This is a genomic window from Citrobacter sp. Marseille-Q6884 (assembly GCF_945906775.1).
Lineage (GTDB): Bacteria > Pseudomonadota > Gammaproteobacteria > Enterobacterales > Enterobacteriaceae > Citrobacter.
The window spans coordinates 1,228,813-1,248,808 of the sequence record NZ_CAMDRE010000001.1 but is presented as its reverse complement, the minus strand read 5'-3'; the positions used below and the strand labels follow the sequence as shown (position 1 = coordinate 1,248,808).

At 50.9% G+C, this 19,996-nt stretch carries 14 protein-coding genes, 2 tRNA genes and 3 rRNA genes; 5 read left to right on the top strand and 14 right to left on the bottom strand.

All coding sequences use genetic code 11. From position 1 onward, the window contains the following. The first annotated feature begins 300 nt into the window (after window positions 1-300). Window positions 301-1,206 (top strand): acyltransferase, encoded by a 906-nt coding sequence (locus N7268_RS05975; protein WP_198907265.1) that lies wholly within the window; start codon window positions 301-303, stop codon window positions 1,204-1,206. Between the two features lie 38 nt (window positions 1,207-1,244). Here N7268_RS05975 and N7268_RS05970 read toward each other — a convergent pair whose 3' ends face one another. The 4 genes from N7268_RS05970 to N7268_RS05955 form a co-directional block, all read right to left on the bottom strand. Continuing rightward, window positions 1,245-2,675 carry a DUF945 family protein gene (locus N7268_RS05970; protein WP_260862108.1) on the bottom strand — a complete coding sequence of 477 codons (1,431 nt, stop codon included), beginning with the start codon at window positions 2,673-2,675 and terminating at the stop codon, window positions 1,245-1,247. Window positions 2,676-2,829: 154 nt separating this feature from the next. Then, the gene (gene dsbA, locus N7268_RS05965; RefSeq protein ID WP_260862107.1) at window positions 2,830-3,453 is read right to left on the bottom strand and encodes a thiol:disulfide interchange protein DsbA; all 624 of its coding nucleotides are present in this window, start codon (window positions 3,451-3,453) and stop codon (window positions 2,830-2,832) included. A gap of 16 nt (window positions 3,454-3,469) precedes the next feature. Beyond that, a complete protein-coding gene (locus N7268_RS05960; protein ID WP_260862106.1) occupies window positions 3,470-4,456 on the bottom strand; it encodes a serine/threonine protein kinase in 987 nt (328 codons plus the stop codon). Window positions 4,457-4,532: 76 nt separating this feature from the next. Further along, window positions 4,533-4,802 (bottom strand): YihD family protein, encoded by a 270-nt coding sequence (locus tag N7268_RS05955; RefSeq protein WP_042325406.1) that lies wholly within the window; start codon window positions 4,800-4,802, stop codon window positions 4,533-4,535. 69 nt (window positions 4,803-4,871) lie between these two features. On the opposite strand from N7268_RS05955, the gene mobA reads away from it, so the two are divergent. Then, window positions 4,872-5,456 carry a molybdenum cofactor guanylyltransferase MobA gene (gene mobA, locus N7268_RS05950; protein ID WP_260862105.1) on the top strand — a complete coding sequence of 195 codons (585 nt, stop codon included), beginning with the start codon at window positions 4,872-4,874 and terminating at the stop codon, window positions 5,454-5,456. Next, window positions 5,453-5,956 carry a molybdopterin-guanine dinucleotide biosynthesis protein MobB gene (gene mobB / locus N7268_RS05945; protein ID WP_260862104.1) on the top strand — a complete coding sequence of 168 codons (504 nt, stop codon included), beginning with the start codon at window positions 5,453-5,455 and terminating at the stop codon, window positions 5,954-5,956. Before mobA ends, mobB begins: the two co-directional genes overlap by 4 nt. A 100-nt stretch (window positions 5,957-6,056) precedes the next feature. Here mobB and rrf read toward each other — a convergent pair. The 9 genes from rrf to pepQ form a co-directional block, all read right to left on the bottom strand. Next, a 5S ribosomal RNA gene (gene rrf, locus N7268_RS05940) occupies window positions 6,057-6,172 on the bottom strand. Window positions 6,173-6,267: 95 nt separating this feature from the next. Then, a 23S ribosomal RNA gene (locus N7268_RS05935) occupies window positions 6,268-9,173 on the bottom strand. Between the two features lie 209 nt (window positions 9,174-9,382). Beyond that, window positions 9,383-9,458, bottom strand: a tRNA-Ala gene (locus tag N7268_RS05930). A 59-nt stretch (window positions 9,459-9,517) separates the two neighbouring features. After that, window positions 9,518-9,594, bottom strand: a tRNA-Ile gene (locus N7268_RS05925). A gap of 69 nt (window positions 9,595-9,663) precedes the next feature. Beyond that, window positions 9,664-11,205: ribosomal RNA gene (locus N7268_RS05920) — 16S ribosomal RNA — on the bottom strand. Together the 16S, 23S and 5S rRNA genes with 2 tRNA genes alongside form the textbook arrangement of a ribosomal RNA operon. 373 nt (window positions 11,206-11,578) lie before the next feature. Continuing rightward, entirely contained in the window at window positions 11,579-12,124 is a 546-nt protein-coding gene (gene hemG / locus N7268_RS05915; protein ID WP_260862103.1) for a menaquinone-dependent protoporphyrinogen IX dehydrogenase, read from the bottom strand. An 11-nt stretch (window positions 12,125-12,135) separates the two neighbouring features. Next, a complete protein-coding gene (trkH, locus tag N7268_RS05910) occupies window positions 12,136-13,587 on the bottom strand; it encodes a Trk system potassium transporter TrkH (RefSeq protein WP_198907363.1) in 1,452 nt (483 codons plus the stop codon). A 37-nt stretch (window positions 13,588-13,624) separates the two neighbouring features. Beyond that, window positions 13,625-14,239 (bottom strand): IMPACT family protein, encoded by a 615-nt coding sequence (locus N7268_RS05905; RefSeq protein ID WP_260862102.1) that lies wholly within the window; start codon window positions 14,237-14,239, stop codon window positions 13,625-13,627. Next, on the bottom strand, window positions 14,239-15,570 hold the full coding sequence (gene pepQ / locus N7268_RS05900) for a Xaa-Pro dipeptidase (RefSeq protein WP_260862101.1): 1,332 nt from the start codon (window positions 15,568-15,570) through the stop codon (window positions 14,239-14,241). The genes N7268_RS05905 and pepQ overlap by 1 nt, the downstream gene beginning before the upstream one ends. Window positions 15,571-15,759: 189 nt before the next feature. On the opposite strand from pepQ, the gene fadB reads away from it, so the two are divergent. Both fadB and fadA read left to right on the top strand, forming a co-directional pair. After that, entirely contained in the window at window positions 15,760-17,949 is a 2,190-nt protein-coding gene (gene fadB / locus N7268_RS05895) for a fatty acid oxidation complex subunit alpha FadB (protein WP_260862100.1), read from the top strand. A 9-nt stretch (window positions 17,950-17,958) separates the two neighbouring features. Beyond that, window positions 17,959-19,122, top strand: coding sequence for an acetyl-CoA C-acyltransferase FadA (fadA, locus tag N7268_RS05890; protein WP_260862099.1), 1,164 nt, complete (start codon window positions 17,959-17,961; stop codon window positions 19,120-19,122). Window positions 19,123-19,277: 155 nt separating this feature from the next. On the opposite strand, the gene fre is transcribed toward fadA, so the two are convergent. Further along, the gene (fre, locus tag N7268_RS05885; protein ID WP_198907368.1) at window positions 19,278-19,979 is read right to left on the bottom strand and encodes an NAD(P)H-flavin reductase; all 702 of its coding nucleotides are present in this window, start codon (window positions 19,977-19,979) and stop codon (window positions 19,278-19,280) included. Window positions 19,980-19,996 lie beyond the last annotated feature (17 nt).

Sequence of the window (19,996 nt, the reverse complement as noted above, 5' to 3'; positions counted from 1 at the left end):
TTTGCAGATCTTCTGGGTTGTTCGCAAAGTGCGTTGTGGATAACTTTGTGAATAAATAATTTTCAGCCCTTTAGATACAGCAAAATAATGTATGAATCATAATATTTTTACCTATTTTTCATTAAGTTATATTGATATCGGATTTTTTATATTCTGTTTTCTGTATATATCGGGATGTGGATAGATATTCCCTTTTTTTCTATTCAGTGAAGATCCATCATTTGCTTCGTTTTCTGATAGAATCAGCCCCTTGCGCCTCTTTAGCGCACTGTTTATGGCTAACCGTTGAATAATTTAATTATGACGAGAATACTCGCTGCGATAACGCTGTTGCTGAGTATCGTATTGACCATATTGGTCACGATTTTTTGTTCTGTGCCGATCATCCTTGCCGGGGTTATCAAACTCCTTTTGCCCATTCCCATCGTCTGGCGCAAGGTATCCGTCTTCTGTAATTTCATGATGTACTGCTGGTGTGAAGGTCTGGCGCTACTCCTGCACCTTAACCCGCGACTGAAGTGGGACGTCGAAGGACTGGAAGGTCTTAGCAAGAAAAACTGGTATCTTCTCATCTGTAATCACTACAGCTGGGCCGATATCGTTGTGCTTTGCGTTCTGTTTCGTAAGCACATCCCCGCGAATAAATATTTCCTCAAACAGCAGTTGGCCTGGGTGCCCTTTATCGGCCTCGCATGCTGGGCGCTGGATATGCCATTTATGAAGCGCTATTCGCGAGGCTATTTGCTCCGTCACCCGGAACGACGCGGTAAAGACGTGGAAACCACACGTCTTTCTTGTGAGAAATTCCGTGCACATCCGACAACTATTGTGAATTTTGTCGAAGGTTCCCGGTTTACAAAAGAGAAACACCAGCAAACCCGTTCGCCATTTCAAAACCTGTTGCCACCAAAAGCGGCCGGTATTGCAATGGCGCTAAATGTCTTAGGATCGCAGTTCGATAAACTGCTTAATGTCACGCTGTGCTACCCGGAAAACAGCGAGCGCCCTTTCTACGATATGCTGAGCGGTAAACTGACGCGTATTGTGGTGAGAGTGAATCTGGAGACAATTAAAGAGGAACTGCACGGCGATTACGTTAACGATAAAGGGTTTAAACGTCGGTTCCAGCTGTGGCTGAATACGCTCTGGCAGGAGAAAGATCGTCTTATTACTTCGTTGATTACCGCGCATCAGCCTAAGAAATGATGTTATCCGCCTCCGGGTTGAACGGAGGCGGTACGCTTTTATCGGCGAGAGAGACCTTTGAGAAGCGCCATAAATTGGTCGTCTGCCATTTGTCTTCCGTTAAAGTTAACTTGACCCGGGACATAACGTACCCGCAACGAAGCATTATTTTCATGAATCATTAACAAATTGAGCATGGAAACATATTGTTTAATGTCATTAACTTCTTTTTGCGCCTGACTCTGGGCATCCTTCGCATTCATGCCTTGGGCAAGTTTAGACTGTTTTATCATCTCGGTTGCAAACGTAATCGGAGCGACAAAATCAGCATTCACAGATTTAATAGCCTTAACAGTGGCCGGCATTATATTGCCTGGGTCTTTAAAAGCGATGTCTAAGCTTCCGGTCAACTCACCGCCTGCATTGTTCCATGAAACAGGGAATTTAATAACAGGCTCACTTTTAAATAAAATTGGCATATTTGCTATTAAGAACTCACTATGAAACCGGCGAGCTTTATAATTCGCATCATCACTTTCCAGGGAGTTCTTAGCAAAATACTCCCTCATTGTGACGCCATACTGACTAATAAACGCCCTCACGGCTAATGGGTCAATAGATTCCGCAACTAATGACACCTGGCCACTACCAATATCCTGATTTTCCTTTTTAATTTTTTCGAACACGTAGGTCAGATTGGCATTAATATATTTGCTATTTTTTGCACGCTCTGACGATGTTTTAATAATAAGTGCGTCCATTTTAAAAAGCCCAGCATCGCGCTCAGAGAGAGTAGCCTTGTTAAATTTTAGCGCGATGTTACCGATGGGATAGCTCTTTTCCTCCAGACGCAAGAGAGTATCGACATTTAAGGAGTCAGCAATGACTTTTTTGTCGTTATTCACACTCATCACGACGTTCTCTACTTCGCCGTTAATCTGCAGGTTTGACAGGCCGCTGTCATCTTTACCAATAGCAAACTGACCATTGCCAAAAGATAAACCGGTATACTGAGCTGGCATCACATCAAGTACAGTTGAGTAGGAACCATCATAGCTGAAACGTATGGTCGCTTCGCCAGGCGACTTATCTTTAGCCGCGGTAAAGAGTGGTTGTGTCAGTTCATTGTTCACTAATCTTAACTTTGCAGCCACCATAGCCGGTGTAAAATCACCATGAAAAATTAATGGCAACGGTCCGTGGATGACATTAATATCAAACCCAATTTCTTGCCCTGTTTTCATTCCAAGGCTGGCCGCTCCTTTATCAATTTTAACGAACAATTTAAAATGTGAGCTAAAAAAACTATTATCAAAGTTTTCGTAACGGGCCGTTAATTGACGATCATCGCCGTGATCCCTCATTCTGAAATTAAATTCTTTCACATCCTTATCGATTCGCGATTGAATTTGCGTCCCTGTGTACCATGTTCCGCCGCCCCAGATAACGGCTAAAGCGACAACCATGCTCGCGGCTGTTTTACATATCATTTTATTATCCCTGATAAAACATCAAAACACTGAATATCAACTTCTGATGCGAGGAAGTCCAGTAACATGATGAATTATCAGAAAGCATTTATATTTATAAAAGAATAAAAAAAAGCCTGCGAATATTCGCAGGCTGTATGACATTCGGGATGAATTATTTTTTCTCGACGAGGTGTTTCACAGTATCAGCATACTGCTGCACAAAGATATCCATGCTGCTGGTATCCATGCCCTGCGGATTTACCTGATATTTGCCGTTAACAAACATCGCCGGAACGCCCTGCAGTTGCAGATCCGCCGCGGCTTTTTCCTGCTGTGCGACGAGTGATTTCACTACGAAGCTATTCCACGCAGCATCATAATCTTCACCTTTGATGCCTGCATCGACAAACACTTTACGGATATCAGCAACTGACTGAACAGTCTGCGTTTTCTGAACAGCTTCAAACAAAGGTGCAGTGACTTTATCCTCAACACCCAGCGCCAGCGCAACTGCCCACGCCTGAGTCAGGTCTTTACCCAGCGGCCCCAAAAACTCAACGTGATATTTGGTCATTTTGGTGCCTTCCGGCAGTTTTTTCTTCACGTTATCAGAAACATGAAGAACTTCTTCGAACTGGTAGCAATGCGGGCAGTAGAAGGAGAAGAACTCCAACACCTGCGGTTCACCCGCAATAGGCTTTTCCAGTGTCGTGTACTGCTTGCCGTCCTGGAACTGCGCTGCCGATGCGCTAAAAGCTAAAATCATACCAGCCAGCGCCAGCCATATTTTTTTCATGTTCAGGTCTCTCCGATTAATACATTGGCGTTAATTGTAAGGGGGGGTCTTGCAGTATTTTTGCCTGCTCAATAAAGGTCGCTGTCTGACGTTGCCAGTAATCTTCCCCGGTTAACCACGGAAAGTTTTTGGGGAAAGCAGGGTCAGCCCAACGCCGAATTAACCAGGCAAGATAATAAACTAAACGCATGGCGCGTAAAGGTTCAATGAGTCCGATTTCAGCGGTGTCGAACTCGCTAAACTCTTCATAAGCCTCAATAATGGTTTCAAGCTGCATGCGTTGTTCCGCTTTGTCGCCATTGAGGAGCATCCATAAATCCTGTATGGCCGGACCATTACGAGCATCGTCCAAATCGACGAACATAGGGCCATCGCGCCACAAAATGTTCCCGGCATGACAGTCGCCATGCAATCGTAAAGTCTCAAAACGCGTGTGCCATCGTTCGGTCACTACCGCAATAAGCGCATCTGTTGCTTTCAGGAAAGCGGCCTTTTGCCCTGAGGGAATGATCTGCGCATTCTCGAAAAGCTTACGCGGTTCTGTCAGGTACTCTTCAAGCCCAATCGTTGGCCGGAAGGCAAAAGCACGTTTGCGCCCCGTTTGATGCAGACGTCCCAGATAGCGGCCTACAGCCTCCATCTGATCGATATTGTCGGCTTCAAACTGGCGCCCACCTACACTGGGGAATATCGCATAATGGAAGCCCTGGTGACCCAATAACGTCTGACCATCAAACACAATCGGTGCCGCAACCGGCACTTCATCTTGCACAAGCTCAAGTGCAAACTGATGTTCTTCCAGTATTTGATCAACGGACCAGCGCTCAGGACGATAAAACTTTACGACAAAGCGCCGACGGTCTTCGTCCTGGAATTGATAGACACGGTTTTCATAGCTGTTGAGCGGAGTAAGCCCGGAATCCACCCGGAGCCCCTGTTCAAACAGCGCATCCATGATGGTATCCGGGTGTAGCGTCTGGAAAGTAAAAGCGTTGTCGTTCATCCCATCATCCGGAAAATACTACGAATGATTCAGGATATCATTTCGCAGCGCTTTCGGTGGTGGCGATTACAAGCTTTTACTCTTTAATTACGCCACGTGCGCGTAGTAGTGCAGTTTTAAAATCTTCTTCATAATCTTTTTGGATACCTGGGATGACGGCATCTTTTGCTGAGTCACGCATTTTCAGGTGATAGATCAGAATGTCATCAGTTAAATCCGCCAGTTCACCGTCAAAACCTGACTCTTTTGCCAGTTTCTGTAAAAATTGCATCAGGTTAAGATCAGGCTCTTTCTGCCAGGCTGGCTGGAGGAGTTCAATAACTTCATTCAGACGTTTACATTTCATGGTTGTGCTCCTTACGCTTGATACGGATACGTTAGCAGGGTCAATCCCACATTAAAAGAGGCGATATCAGTGATTCTGGATAGTGCAATAACAGGGGTTGTCCTGGCCGGCGGTAAGGCCAGACGAATGGGAGGAACCGATAAAGGTCTCCTGGAGCTGGGCGGTAAGCCCTTATGGAGACATGTGGCGGATACCCTCGCTCTCCAGGTCGAGACCGTTGTGGTTAATGCTAATCGCCATCAAGATATTTACCGGAAAAGCGGCCTGAAAGTCATACCGGATTCACTGGCCGATTTTCCTGGCCCACTGGCGGGTATGTTGTCTGTTTTTCAGCAGGAACCTGGCGAATGGTTTCTATTTTGCCCTTGCGATATGCCCTATATCCCCCGCAACCTGGTTACTCGTTTAAAAGAGCAACGCAATGGCGCGCCGGTCGTATGGGTGCACGATGGAGAACGGGATCATCCTGCTATTGCGCTGGTGCACAGAAATATACAGCCGTTATTACAGGAATACCTCCAGTCAGGTGAACGACGGGTGATGGTATTTATGGGTCTGGCCGGCGGACACGCCGTCGATTTCAGCGATCATATGGGCGCCTTTGTAAATGTGAATACGCCGGAAGAACTTGCCAGATGGCAGGATAAATCATGATCCCATTACTTGGCATTGCAGCATGGAGCGGCACAGGGAAAACCACGCTACTTAAAAAACTGATCCCGGAACTGTGCGCCAGAGGTATTCGTCCGGGGCTGATTAAGCACACACACCACAATATGGATGTCGATAAACCGGGTAAAGATAGCTATGAGTTACGCAAAGCGGGTGCAGCTCAAACGTTGGTCGCCAGCCAGCAGCGTTGGGCGTTAATGACAGAAACACCGGATGAACCTCAGCTGGATTTAGCGTATCTGGTCAGCAGGATGGATGCTTCAACGTTGGATATGGTACTTGTTGAGGGCTTTAAGCATGAACCTGTCGCAAAGATCCTGCTTTTTCGTCAAGACTGCGGACATCATGCGGAAGAGTTGGTGATTGATGAGCATGTCGTCGCGGTTGCCAGTGACGTCCCGCTTGCACTGGACGTTCCTTTGTTAGATATCAACGATGTACGGCAAATTGCAGAGTTTGTTACGCAGTGGGTAAGACAATAATTACGGGTCGGAGAAGGTGTTTACGCCGTTTTCCGGCGGTTTCAGATGCGCACAAACGCAAAAAGGCCATCCTTCCGGATGGCCTTTCGCTTGATTTGATGCCTGGCAGTTCCCTACTCTCGCATGGGGAGACCCCACACTACCATCGGCGCTACGGCGTTTCACTTCTGAGTTCGGCATGGGGTCAGGTGGGACCACCGCGCTACAGCCGCCAGGCAAATTCTGTTTATTAACCCGCTTTTCGCCGGTTAATTTTATCTGTATCAGGCTGAAAATCGTCTACTCTTTCGCCAAAACAGCTTCGGCGTTGTAAGGTTAAGCCTCACGGTTCATTAGTATCGGTTAGCTCAATGTATCGCTACACTTACACACCCGACCTATCAACGTCGTCGTCTTCAACGTTCCTTCAGGAGACTTAAAGTCTCAGGGAGAACTCATCTCGGGGCAAGTTTCGTGCTTAGATGCTTTCAGCACTTATCTCTTCCGCATTTAGCTACCGGGCAGTGCCATTGGCATGACAACCCGAACACCAGTGATGCGTCCACTCCGGTCCTCTCGTACTAGGAGCAGCCCCCCTCAATTCTCCAGCGCCCACGGCAGATAGGGACCGAACTGTCTCACGACGTTCTAAACCCAGCTCGCGTACCACTTTAAATGGCGAACAGCCATACCCTTGGGACCTACTTCAGCCCCAGGATGTGATGAGCCGACATCGAGGTGCCAAACACCGCCGTCGATATGAACTCTTGGGCGGTATCAGCCTGTTATCCCCGGAGTACCTTTTATCCGTTGAGCGATGGCCCTTCCATTCAGAACCACCGGATCACTAAGACCTGCTTTCGCACCTGCTCGAGCCGTCACTCTCGCAGTCAAGCTAGCTTATGCCTTTGCACTAACCTCCTGATGTCCGACCAGGATTAGCTAACCTTCGTGCTCCTCCGTTACTCTTTAGGAGGAGACCGCCCCAGTCAAACTACCCACCAGACACTGTCCGCAACCCGGATCACGGGTCCACGTTAGAACACCAGCCATTAAAGGGTGGTATTTCAAGGTCGGCTCCATGCAGACTGGCGTCCACACTTCAAAGCCTCCCACCTATCCTACACATCAAGGACCAGTGTTCAGTGTCAAGCTATAGTAAAGGTTCACGGGGTCTTTCCGTCTTGCCGCGGGTACACTGCATCTTCACAGCGAGTTCAATTTCACTGAGTCTCGGGTGGAGACAGCCTGGCCATCATTACGCCATTCGTGCAGGTCGGAACTTACCCGACAAGGAATTTCGCTACCTTAGGACCGTTATAGTTACGGCCGCCGTTTACCGGGGCTTCGATCAAGAGCTTCTCCTTACGGATAACCCCATCAATTAACCTTCCGGCACCGGGCAGGCGTCACACCGTATACGTCCACTTTCGTGTTTGCACAGTGCTGTGTTTTTAATAAACAGTTGCAGCCAGCTGGTATCTTCGACTGATTTCAGCTCCACGAGCAAGTCGCTTCACCTACCTATCAGCGTGCCTTCTCCCGAAGTTACGGCACCATTTTGCCTAGTTCCTTCACCCGAGTTCTCTCAAGCGCCTTGGTATTCTCTACCTGACCACCTGTGTCGGTTTGGGGTACGATTTCGTGTTACCTGATGCTTAGAGGCTTTTCCTGGAAGCAGGGCATTTGTCACTTCAGCACCGTAGTGCCTCGTCATCACGCCTCAGTGTTAGAGTGAACCGGATTTACCTGGAACACACACCTACACGCTTAAACCGGGACAACCGTCGCCCGGCCGACATAGCCTTCTCCGTCCCCCCTTCGCAGTAACACCAAGTACAGGAATATTAACCTGTTTCCCATCGACTACGCCTTTCGGCCTCGCCTTAGGGGTCGACTCACCCTGCCCCGATTAACGTTGGACAGGAACCCTTGGTCTTCCGGCGTGCGGGTTTTTCACCCGCATTATCGTTACTTATGTCAGCATTCGCACTTCTGATACCTCCAGCAACCCTCACAGGCCACCTTCAACGGCTTACAGAACGCTCCCCTACCCAACAACACATAGTGTCGCTGCCGCAGCTTCGGTGCATGGTTTAGCCCCGTTACATCTTCCGCGCAGGCCGACTCGACCAGTGAGCTATTACGCTTTCTTTAAATGATGGCTGCTTCTAAGCCAACATCCTGGCTGTCTGTGCCTTCCCACATCGTTTCCCACTTAACCATGACTTTGGGACCTTAGCTGGCGGTCTGGGTTGTTTCCCTCTTCACGACGGACGTTAGCACCCGCCGTGTGTCTCCCGTGATAACATTCTTCGGTATTCGCAGTTTGCATCGGGTTGGTAAGTCGGGATGACCCCCTAGCCGAAACAGTGCTCTACCCCCGAAGATGAGTTCACGAGGCGCTACCTAAATAGCTTTCGGGGAGAACCAGCTATCTCCCGGTTTGATTGGCCTTTCACCCCCAGCCACAAGTCATCCGCTAATTTTTCAACATTAGTCGGTTCGGTCCTCCAGTTAGTGTTACCCAACCTTCAACCTGCCCATGGCTAGATCACCGGGTTTCGGGTCTATACCCTGCAACTTAACGCCCAGTTAAGACTCGGTTTCCCTTCGGCTCCCCTATTCGGTTAACCTTGCTACAGAATATAAGTCGCTGACCCATTATACAAAAGGTACGCAGTCACCCCATAAAGAGGCTCCCACTGCTTGTACGTACACGGTTTCAGGTTCTTTTTCACTCCCCTCGCCGGGGTTCTTTTCGCCTTTCCCTCACGGTACTGGTTCACTATCGGTCAGTCAGGAGTATTTAGCCTTGGAGGATGGTCCCCCCATATTCAGACAGGATACCACGTGTCCCGCCCTACTCTTCGAGTTCACAACACATGCACTTTTGTGTACGGGACTTTCACCCTGTATCGTGCGACTTTCCAGACGCTTCCACTAACACACATGCTGATTCAGACTCTGGGCTGCTCCCCGTTCGCTCGCCGCTACTGGGGGAATCTCGGTTGATTTCTTTTCCTCGGGGTACTTAGATGTTTCAGTTCCCCCGGTTCGCTTCATTACGCTATGTATTCACGTAATGATAGTGTGTCGAAACACACTGGGTTTCCCCATTCGGAAATCGCCGGTTATAACGGTTCATATCACCTTACCGACGCTTATCGCAGATTAGCACGTCCTTCATCGCCTCTGACTGCCAGGGCATCCACCGTGTACGCTTAGTCGCTTAACCTCACAACCCGAAGATGTTTCATTCGATTCATCATCGTGTTGCGAAAATTTGAGAGACTCGGACACACCATTTATCTGTTCTTATTACGGAGAACAGACACAGTGTGTCGTTTCAATTTTCAGCTTGATCCAGATTTTTAAAGAGCAAAACTTCGCAGTGAACCTTTTCAGGTACACTCTGAAGTTTTCTTGGGTTTTTGCAGTAAGTAATGGTGGAGCTATGCGGGATCGAACCGCAGACCTCCTGCGTGCAAAGCAGGCGCTCTCCCAGCTGAGCTATAGCCCCATCGAAGTCATCTCATTTACCTTAATCTTCCGGAACACCCTTCGGCATCAGAAAGAATTTGGTAGGCCTGAGTGGACTTGAACCACCGACCTCACCCTTATCAGGGGTGCGCTCTAACCACCTGAGCTACAAGCCTGCAGAGATTTCTTACTGCTAATTTTCATCAGACAATCTGTGTGGACACTACAAGGACGGTTCTTTAAGGTAAGGAGGTGATCCAACCGCAGGTTCCCCTACGGTTACCTTGTTACGACTTCACCCCAGTCATGAATCACAAAGTGGTAAGCGCCCTCCCGAAGGTTAAGCTACCTACTTCTTTTGCAACCCACTCCCATGGTGTGACGGGCGGTGTGTACAAGGCCCGGGAACGTATTCACCGTGGCATTCTGATCCACGATTACTAGCGATTCCGACTTCATGGAGTCGAGTTGCAGACTCCAATCCGGACTACGACATACTTTATGAGGTCCGCTTGCTCTCGCGAGGTCGCTTCTCTTTGTATATGCCATTGTAGCACGTGTGTAGCCCTACTCGTAAGGGCCATGATGACTTGACGTCATCCCCACCTTCCTCCAGTTTATCACTGGCAGTCTCCTTTGAGTTCCCGGCCTAACCGCTGGCAACAAAGGATAAGGGTTGCGCTCGTTGCGGGACTTAACCCAACATTTCACAACACGAGCTGACGACAGCCATGCAGCACCTGTCTCAGAGTTCCCGAAGGCACCAAAGCATCTCTGCTAAGTTCTCTGGATGTCAAGAGTAGGTAAGGTTCTTCGCGTTGCATCGAATTAAACCACATGCTCCACCGCTTGTGCGGGCCCCCGTCAATTCATTTGAGTTTTAACCTTGCGGCCGTACTCCCCAGGCGGTCTATTTAACGCGTTAGCTCCGGAAGCCACGCCTCAAGGGCACAACCTCCAAATAGACATCGTTTACAGCGTGGACTACCAGGGTATCTAATCCTGTTTGCTCCCCACGCTTTCGCACCTGAGCGTCAGTCTCTGTCCAGGGGGCCGCCTTCGCCACCGGTATTCCTCCAGATCTCTACGCATTTCACCGCTACACCTGGAATTCTACCCCCCTCTACAAGACTCTAGCCTGCCAGTTTCGAATGCAGTTCCCAGGTTGAGCCCGGGGATTTCACATCCGACTTGACAGACCGCCTGCGTGCGCTTTACGCCCAGTAATTCCGATTAACGCTTGCACCCTCCGTATTACCGCGGCTGCTGGCACGGAGTTAGCCGGTGCTTCTTCTGCGAGTAACGTCAATCACTAAGGTTATTAACCTTAATGCCTTCCTCCTCGCTGAAAGTACTTTACAACCCGAAGGCCTTCTTCATACACGCGGCATGGCTGCATCAGGCTTGCGCCCATTGTGCAATATTCCCCACTGCTGCCTCCCGTAGGAGTCTGGACCGTGTCTCAGTTCCAGTGTGGCTGGTCATCCTCTCAGACCAGCTAGGGATCGTTGCCTAGGTGAGCCGTTACCCCACCTACTAGCTAATCCCATCTGGGCACATCCGATGGCAAGAGGCCCGAAGGTCCCCCTCTTTGGTCTTGCGACGTTATGCGGTATTAGCTACCGTTTCCAGTAGTTATCCCCCTCCATCGGGCAGTTTCCCAGACATTACTCACCCGTCCGCCACTCGTCACCCAAGGAGCAAGCTCCTCTGTGCTACCGTTCGACTTGCATGTGTTAGGCCTGCCGCCAGCGTTCAATCTGAGCCATGATCAAACTCTTCAATTTAAGTTTGATGCTCGTGAATTAAACTTCGTAATGAATTACGTGTTCACTCAGAGACTTGGTATTCATTTTTCGTCTTGCGACGTTAAGAATCCGTATCATTGAGTGCCCACACAGATTGTCTGATAAATTGTTAAAGAGCAGTGCCGCTTCGCTTTTTCTCAGCGGCGCGGGGTGTGCATATTACGCCATCCCGCTTCGAAGTCAAGCATTTAATTTCGCTTTTCTCCGTGAGGTTCTCTGTGGAACCCCGCTGACCCGGCGGCTTGCGTGCCGTTGTTCCGTGTCAGTGGAGGCGCATTATAGGGAGTTATTTCAGGCTGACAAGCGGAAATTTAAAAAAACCTTCCGAGTGCGTATTTTTTATTCTTTACGTTTATTTTAACGACGCTTTGTTGGTTAATTGGGCAATTTCGCGGGCAAAACTCGCCACCTGCTCCCAATCGGTATACACCACTTCTTTATTCGTATCCGTTTCACCGCCTGACATCTTCATAATCAATTTGATCATGACGCGGTCATACCAACGATAGCGAGGATAAAGCAAGGCTCCTGCGATCACCGCACTACGGTCTGGTCGCCATGGCGAGCTCATCAGAAACTTCCGTGCGTAGCTGTTGGTTTGCGGGGTGCGTTTTTCCGGCTTACGGGCAACCAGGTTAACGGAGTAGAACGCACTTGGCATCGCATTCAGTTGCGTGGCATGCTTCTTCACAAATTCCTGAAACGCAGAATGGTAATGACCGTAACGAATCGATGCGCCGATCACCACGCTGTCATAGTTTTTCCAGTCAGGCTCTTCAGTGCGATGCAAGTTCACGACATCAGCCCAGACGCCCAGTTCTTTTAATTCAGAAGCCAGATACTCGGCGATTTCACGCGTTTGCCCATCCCGGGAAGAAAAAAGAATCAGTGTTTTCACGTGTTACTCCATTATTCACGCCAGAAGGTAGGGGTAAAGAGCACCAGCAGAGTAAAGACCTCCAGACGACCAAACAACATATTGGCAATCAGGATCCATTTCGCCACCGGGTTCATACTGGCAAAGTTATCGGCAACAACGCCCAGCCCTGGTCCCAGGTTATTGAGCGTCGCCACAACAGAGGCGAATGCGGAGAAGTCATCCACACCGGTCGCGATAATGGCCAGCATGCTGACAATAAAGACCAGTGCATAGGCAGAGAAGAATCCCCATACCGCCTCCAGAATACGTTCCGGCAATGCACGATTACCCAGCTTAATACTGTAGACCGCATTGGGGTGGACCAGTCGTTTGAGTTCACGGTTCCCCTGCTTGAACAGCAACAGGATACGAATCACCTTCAAACCACCGCCCGTTGACCCGGCACAGCCACCAATAAACGCAGAACACAGCAACAAAACCGGCAGGAATAACGGCCAACGGGCAATACTGTCCGTTGTGAACCCCGCAGTGGTCGCCATCGACACCACCTGGAAAAAGGCCTGATTGAGCGTTGTTAGCGCCGAGCCATAGGTATTGTGCACCCACAGCACCAACGTACAGATTGCCACCAGCGTCAGTTGGACACCAATGAACATGCGAAATTCGGGGTCGCGCCAGTAGACCTTTAGACTACGCCCGCTTAATAAGGAGAAGTGCAGACCATAGTTACAACCGGAGATCAGCAAGAAGATAGCAATAATCGTGTTGATCGTCGGGCTGTCGAAATAGCCTACGCTGGCATCGTGTGTTGAAAAGCCGCCGATCGCGATGGTGGCAAAACTGTGCCCTATGGCATCAAACGCCGGCATCCCGGCAAACCATAACGCCAGCGCACAGGCGATCGTCAGCAGAACATAGATAAGCCACAACGTTTTCGCCGTTTCGGCTATACGCGGGCGCATTTTATTATCTTTTAGCGGCCCCGGCATTTCTGCCCGATAGAGCTGCATCCCACCAACGCCGAGGATAGGCAAGATGGCAACGGCCAGCACGATGATCCCCATACCGCCAAACCATTGCAGCATCTGTCGATAAAAGAGGATAGCGTGTGGCAACGAATCCAGCCCCACCAGCGTCGTCGCCCCCGTGGTCGTTAATCCAGAGAAGGATTCGAAAAACGCATCGGTAATCGTGAGGTTAGGACTTTCAGAAAAGATAAACGGTAGCGCACCCACGCTGCCCAGCACCGTCCAGAACAAGACGACGATCAGAAACCCTTCGCGGGATTTCAGCTCCCCTTTCTCCTTACGGTTCGGCCACCACAGCATGGAACCAATCGCCAGCGCGACAAAGAAAGTCTGCGTAAATGCTCGCCCCGCACCATCACGGTAGATAAGCGCTACCAGTCCGGGAAGGATCATTGTTCCCGAAAATAAAATAACCAGTAGTCCAACGATTCGGGTAATGGCACGAAAATGCATCTCTGCCGCTTCCTTAGTTCTTCAAATGAGGTGGGGATTATTCTTCAATCGCTAACAATTGCAATGAACCACGACTAAAATCCGCCAGTTTTGCTGAAAATTCATCCACTTTCGCATAAGGAAGCGCTACCCTGAGCCGAACCAATGCCTGGTAATCACTGGAAACGATTTTACCGTCAAACTGCCCCAACAGTGCTTCGATACCGGCCAACTGACCGTACTCACACTGCAAAGTATATTCGGTTAATGGCGTCTTGCGCTGCGTTGTTAACTGACGCAACGCCTGATTCACACCGCCACCGTAGGCTTTCACCAGCCCACCGGTACCAAGAAGGATACCGCCGTAGTAGCGCACCACCACGGCGGTGATTTCACCGACACCGCTCCCCATGAGCTGAGCAAGCATCGGTTTACCTGCCGTTCCCGCCGGTTCGCCATCATCCGAAAATCCCAGCTGTTGTGAATCATTCGGCGCACCCGCTACCCACGCCACACAATGGTGGCGAGCGTCCGGGTGTTCCGCTTTCACTGACTCAACAAACGCTTTCGCCGCCTCTACACCGTCCGTATGAGCGAGCAGGGTAATGAAGCGGCTTTTTTTGATCTCTTCGACGACGCTAACCGGCGCCGCAGGGATTAACCAACTGTCCATCAAGCCAGTTTCAAATCCCGCGTCATGTTTTCGACATTGTTCTCGTGAATAACCACGTTATCTTCAATGCGAATACCACCAAACGGTTTCAGTGCTTCAATTTTCTGCCAGTTAAAGTGTTTGCTGAACTGCCCTTCACGCCATGGCGCTAACAGCGATTCGATAAAGTAAATGCCTGGCTCAATGGTCAACACCATGCCGGGTTGGAGCACACGAGTACAGCGCAGGTACGGATACTTCGACGGCGCAGCAAGGTGCGTACCGCTGTCATCCTGCATAAAGCCCGCAACATCATGGACCTGCAGACCCAGCGGGTGACCAATGCCGTGTGGCATAAATGGCCCGGTGAGATTGTTCTCTACCATCGCCTCTTCACTCATATCGGTGATGATTTGATGTTTACGCAGCAGCTTCGCAATGCGCTGATGGAACTGAATGTGATAATCCACATAGCTAACGCCTGCTTTCATCGTCGCGATGAGCGCCAGTTCTTCGTCGTTAACATCTTTCAGCAATTGCGCATAGTCGTTGTCGCTTTTCGCCGACCAGGTCCGCGTCAGGTCTGCCGCGTAACCGTTGTACTCTGCACCGGCGTCCAGCAGGAAGCTGCGGATTTCCGCAGGCGCCTGATGATCCAGTTTGGTGTAATGCAGTACGGAGGCGTGTTCATTGAGCGCGACGATGTTGCTGTACGGCACGTCAGTGTCGCGATGACCGGTCGCGGTCAGATAAGCCAGGTTAATGTCGAACTCGCTCATACCGGAGCGGAAAGCTTCTTCCGCCGCACGATGCCCGCTCACCGCCATTTTCTGCGCTTCACGCATACAAGCCAGCTCGTAATCCGTTTTATAGGCTCGGTAATAATGAAGGTAATCGATCACCCCTTTCGGGTTGATATTGCTGGCCGCAATGTCCAGCTGTAGCGCACGTTCAGGAACCGGACCGATATAACCGATATTGCCGCGCGCCGCAGGCAGCTGGCTACCAATACCGTCGGCTTTTGGCAGCGCAATGATCTCGATTTCTTCCGTCCAGAAAGAGGTCGGCAGCGGCTCAACGTTGTGCCAGTAATCGACCGGCAAGTAGAACCACAATTTTGGCTTATTCACGCCATCCACCAGCAACCAGCAGTTAGGGACCTGTGTTACCGGCACCCAGGCCTTAAACTGCGGGTTAACCTTAAACGGATACGGATGATCGTCGAGAAAAACGTTGAACAGCTCGCCGGAGTGAATAAGTAACGCATCCAGTTTAAAACGCGCCAGCGCATCGCGAGTCCGTTCCTGTAAGGTAACAATATGATTTTTATAGAGTGCGGCCAGTGATTCCATTATTTACCCTTCTGTTTTTTTGACCTCAAGTCACCGCATCTTAGCACATCGTCATCTCACTGCGTGATTTCTGCCGAGCGTGATCAAATCGTCATTTCTTTAATCATTTATTTGCATTTTTTTAACACAAAACACACACTTCGCTTCATCTGGTATGACCAGATCACCTTGCGGATTCAGGAGACTGACATGCTTTACAAAGGCGACACCCTGTACCTCGACTGGCTGGAAGATGGCATCGCCGAACTGGTGTTCGATGCCCCTGGTTCGGTCAATAAACTCGATACGGCAACCGTTGCCAGCCTTGGCCATGCGCTTGATGTGCTGGAAAAACAACATGATTTAAAAGGGCTGCTGCTGCGTTCTAACAAAGCGGCCTTTATTGTCGGTGCCGATATCACCGAATTCCTTTCACTGTTCCTCGTGCCAGAAGAACAGTTAAGCCAGTGGCTGCATTTTGCCAACAGCGTCTTTAATCGCCTGGAAGATCTCCCTGTCCCGACCCTTTCTGCGGTCAATGGCTATGCGCTGGGTGGCGGGTGCGAATGCGTACTGGCGACAGATTACCGTCTGGCCACGCCGGATCTGCGCATCGGCCTGCCGGAAACAAAGCTGGGCATTATGCCGGGCTTTGGCGGCTCCGTACGTATGCCACGTATGCTGGGTGCGGACAGCGCGCTGGAAATTATTGCTGCCGGGAAAGATGTCGGCGCTGAAGAAGCGCTAAAAATCGGCCTGGTCGATGGCGTGGTGAAACAAGAGAAGCTGATCGACGGTGCAATTGCCGTCCTGCGTCAGGCGATTGACGGTTCTCTGGACTGGAAAGCCAAACGCCAGCCGAAACTGGAACCATTGAAACTCAGCAAAATTGAAGCTGCGATGAGCTTTACCATCGCCAAAGGTATGGTCGCGCAGACGGTGGGTAAGCATTACCCCGCGCCCATCACAGCAGTAAAAACCATTGAAGCTGCCGCCCGCTTTGGTCGTGAAGAAGCACTGAATCTGGAAAACAAAAGCTTTGTTCCACTAGCACATACTCATGAAGCCCGTGCGCTGGTCGGTATCTTCCTCAACGATCAGTATGTAAAAGCGAAAGCGAAAAAGCTGACGAAAGATATTGAGACGCCGAAGCAGGCCGCAGTGCTGGGCGCAGGCATTATGGGCGGCGGTATTGCCTACCAGTCAGCCTGGAAAGGTGTGCCGGTTATCATGAAAGACATCAATGATAAGTCGCTGACGCTGGGCATGACCGAAGCCGCCAAGCTGCTGAATAAACAGCTTGAGCGCGGCAAGATTGATGGTCTGAAAATGGCAGGTGTGATTTCAACCATTCATCCAACCCTCGACTATACCGGGTTTGAGCGTGTAGACGTGGTGGTGGAAGCGGTCGTTGAAAACCCGAAAGTGAAAAAAGCGGTACTGGCAGAGACCGAAGAGAAGGTGCGCCCGGATACGGTACTGGCCTCGAACACCTCTACGATCCCTATCAGCGAGCTGGCGAGCGTTCTGAAACGCCCGGAAAACTTCTGCGGGATGCACTTCTTTAACCCGGTCCACCGCATGCCACTGGTCGAGATCATTCGCGGCGAGAAAAGCTCGGATGAAACCATTGCCAAAGTCGTGGCCTGGGCCAGCAAAATGGGCAAAACACCAATTGTGGTTAACGACTGCCCCGGCTTCTTCGTCAACCGCGTACTGTTCCCTTACTTCGCCGGTTTTAGCCAGTTACTGCGCGACGGTGCGGACTTCCGCAAAGTGGATAAGGTAATGGAAAAACAGTTTGGCTGGCCGATGGGCCCGGCATACCTGCTGGACGTCGTTGGCATCGATACCGCTCATCACGCGCAGGCGGTAATGTCAGCAGGCTTCCCGCAGCGCATGCAGAAAGATTATCGCGATGCGATTGACGCGCTGTTTGACGCGAACCGTTTTGGACAGAAAAACGGTCTTGGATTCTGGCGCTATAAAGAAGACAACAAGGGTAAGCCGAAGAAAGAAGAAGACGCCACTGTCGAGAGTCTGCTGGCAGACGTCAGCCAGCCGAAGCGTGACTTTAGCGATGAAGAGATTATCGCCCGCATGATGATCCCTATGGTTAACGAAGTGGTGCGTTGTCTGGAAGAAGGCATTATCGCCAGCCCGGCAGAAGCCGATATGGCACTGGTTTATGGCCTGGGCTTCCCTCCGTTCCACGGCGGTGCGTTCCGCTGGTTGGATACGCTCGGTAGCGCGAAATATCTCGATATGGCGCAGCAGTATCAGCACCTTGGTCCGCTGTACGACGTACCGGAAGGTCTGCGTAATAAAGCGCGTCATAACGAACCGTATTATCCCCCGGTTGAGCCTGCTCGCCCGGTTGGCGACCTGAAAACGGCTTAAGGAGTCACAATGGAACAGGTTGTAATTGTTGATGCGATCCGTACCCCAATGGGCCGTTCGAAAGGGGGCGCGTTTCGAAACGTGCGGGCGGAAGATCTCTCCGCACATTTAATGCGTAGCCTGCTGGCGCGTAATCCAGCCCTGGAGCCAACCGCTCTTGATGATATTTACTGGGGTTGCGTGCAACAGACGCTGGAGCAAGGTTTCAATATCGCCCGCAACGCCGCGTTATTGGCTGAAGTCCCGCACTCCGTTCCGGCAGTCACGGTCAACCGTCTGTGTGGTTCGTCAATGCAGGCATTACATGACGCGGCGCGTATGATCATGACGGGTGATGCGCAGGCATGCCTGGTGGGTGGCGTCGAACATATGGGTCATGTTCCCATGAGCCACGGTGTCGATTTCCATCCAGGGTTGAGCCGCAACGTCGCCAAAGCGGCGGGAATGATGGGTCTGACGGCAGAAATGCTTTCCCGTATGCACGGCATCAGCCGTGAAATGCAGGATGCCTTCGCCGCACGTTCTCACGCCAGAGCCTGGGCCGCGACACAGTCCGGTGCGTTTAAAAACGAAATCATCCCAACCGGCGGTCATGACGCTGATGGCGTACTGAAGCAGTTTAACTACGACGAAGTCATCCGCCCGGAAACCACTGTTGAAGCGTTGTCCACCTTGCGTCCGGCGTTTGATCCGGTCAACGGCACGGTCACCGCAGGCACCTCTTCCGCTCTCTCTGATGGCGCAGCCGCCATGCTGGTAATGAGCGAAAGTCGTGCCCGTGAACTGGGTCTGACACCCCGCGCACGTATTCGCTCAATGGCGGTTGTAGGCTGCGATCCGTCCATTATGGGCTACGGTCCGGTTCCGGCCTCAAAACTGGCGCTGAAAAAAGCAGGACTCTCCACCCGTGATATCGGTTTGTTTGAAATGAACGAAGCCTTTGCCGCACAGATCCTGCCGTGTATTAAAGATCTGGGACTGATGGAGCAGATTGACGAGAAGATCAACCTCAACGGCGGTGCGATCGCGCTGGGCCATCCGCTGGGATGTTCCGGCGCACGTATCAGCACCACTCTGCTTAACCTGATGGAGCGCAAAGACGTACAGTTTGGTCTGGCGACGATGTGTATCGGATTGGGTCAGGGTATCGCCACTGTATTTGAGCGCGTTTAAGCCAGGAGAGGTGTATTGCGGGTCGGGAGCATGAAGCGCTCCCGGCAAAACCGGATAGCGACACAAAAACGTCTTATCCGGTCTGCAACGAGAACGCCGCTGTATAACAATTAGTTGCCGTTTTTCCCGCCTGTCAGGGGCGGGTTTTTTATTTCTTAAATAAACGCGAACGCATCGCCAAACAGGCGATCTTCACGTGCACTGCGCTCGTTGCAGAACAGGTCGCGCGCGATTTTTGCCATCTCAAAACGGCCGGCAATGTAGATATCGTGTTCCGCCAGCGTACCGTAATCCTGTAATACCGCCGTTAATACGGTACCCGTACGACCACGCCAGCCCGCTTCTGGCTGCTCCACGACCGGCTCAACACGCAGGTTGGGATGGTTCACTGACAAGGCTTCCAGCTCAGAGAGATCGTAGAGATGCTTCTCTTCCCGTCCACCCCAGTAAATCGTGACATCACGGTTTGGATTACGCGCCAGAGCCGTCAGCAAAATTGAGCGCGCGTAAGAGAACCCCGTACCGCCAGCAATCAGGATCAGCGGGCGATTTTCGTCATCGCGCAACCAGGCCTCGCCGTGCGGGATATCGACCGTGATTTCCCGGTCTTTCAGGATTCGATCCATCACTGCCATGGCATACAGATTGAGCTCAGAAGCGCCAACGTGCAGCTCAATGAACCCGTGCTCATCCGGCGTAGATGCCATGGAGAACGGACGCTTATCCCGCTCATCCATCACGACCATTAAATACTGACCAGCACGAAAGGAAAACGCCGCGTCTGGCACTAAACGAACGCGATATACGGTGTCAGTGATAGCTTCTACCGAGGTCACTTTACAGCTTAAGGTTGTCATGCGCTCTCTCTGTCGGA

Excerpts from the sequence above, each read along its gene's own strand:
- N7268_RS05975 (WP_198907265.1), top strand. The coding sequence starts at position 301 with ATGACGAGAATACTCGCTGCGATAACGCTGTTGCTGAGTATCGTATTG.
- N7268_RS05970 (WP_260862108.1), bottom strand. The coding sequence starts at position 2,675 with ATGATATGTAAAACAGCCGCGAGCATGGTTGTCGCTTTAGCCGTTATC.
- dsbA (WP_260862107.1), bottom strand. The coding sequence starts at position 3,453 with ATGAAAAAAATATGGCTGGCGCTGGCTGGTATGATTTTAGCTTTTAGC.
- N7268_RS05960 (WP_260862106.1), bottom strand. The coding sequence starts at position 4,456 with ATGAACGACAACGCTTTTACTTTCCAGACGCTACACCCGGATACCATC.
- N7268_RS05955 (WP_042325406.1), bottom strand. The coding sequence starts at position 4,802 with ATGAAATGTAAACGTCTGAATGAAGTTATTGAACTCCTCCAGCCAGCC.
- mobB (WP_260862104.1), top strand. The coding sequence starts at position 5,453 with ATGATCCCATTACTTGGCATTGCAGCATGGAGCGGCACAGGGAAAACC.
- trkH (WP_198907363.1), bottom strand. The coding sequence starts at position 13,587 with ATGCATTTTCGTGCCATTACCCGAATCGTTGGACTACTGGTTATTTTA.
- N7268_RS05905 (WP_260862102.1), bottom strand. The coding sequence starts at position 14,239 with ATGGACAGTTGGTTAATCCCTGCGGCGCCGGTTAGCGTCGTCGAAGAG.
- pepQ (WP_260862101.1), bottom strand. The coding sequence starts at position 15,570 with ATGGAATCACTGGCCGCACTCTATAAAAATCATATTGTTACCTTACAG.
- fadB (WP_260862100.1), top strand. The coding sequence starts at position 15,760 with ATGCTTTACAAAGGCGACACCCTGTACCTCGACTGGCTGGAAGATGGC.
- fadA (WP_260862099.1), top strand. The coding sequence starts at position 17,959 with ATGGAACAGGTTGTAATTGTTGATGCGATCCGTACCCCAATGGGCCGT.
- fre (WP_198907368.1), bottom strand. The coding sequence starts at position 19,979 with ATGACAACCTTAAGCTGTAAAGTGACCTCGGTAGAAGCTATCACTGAC.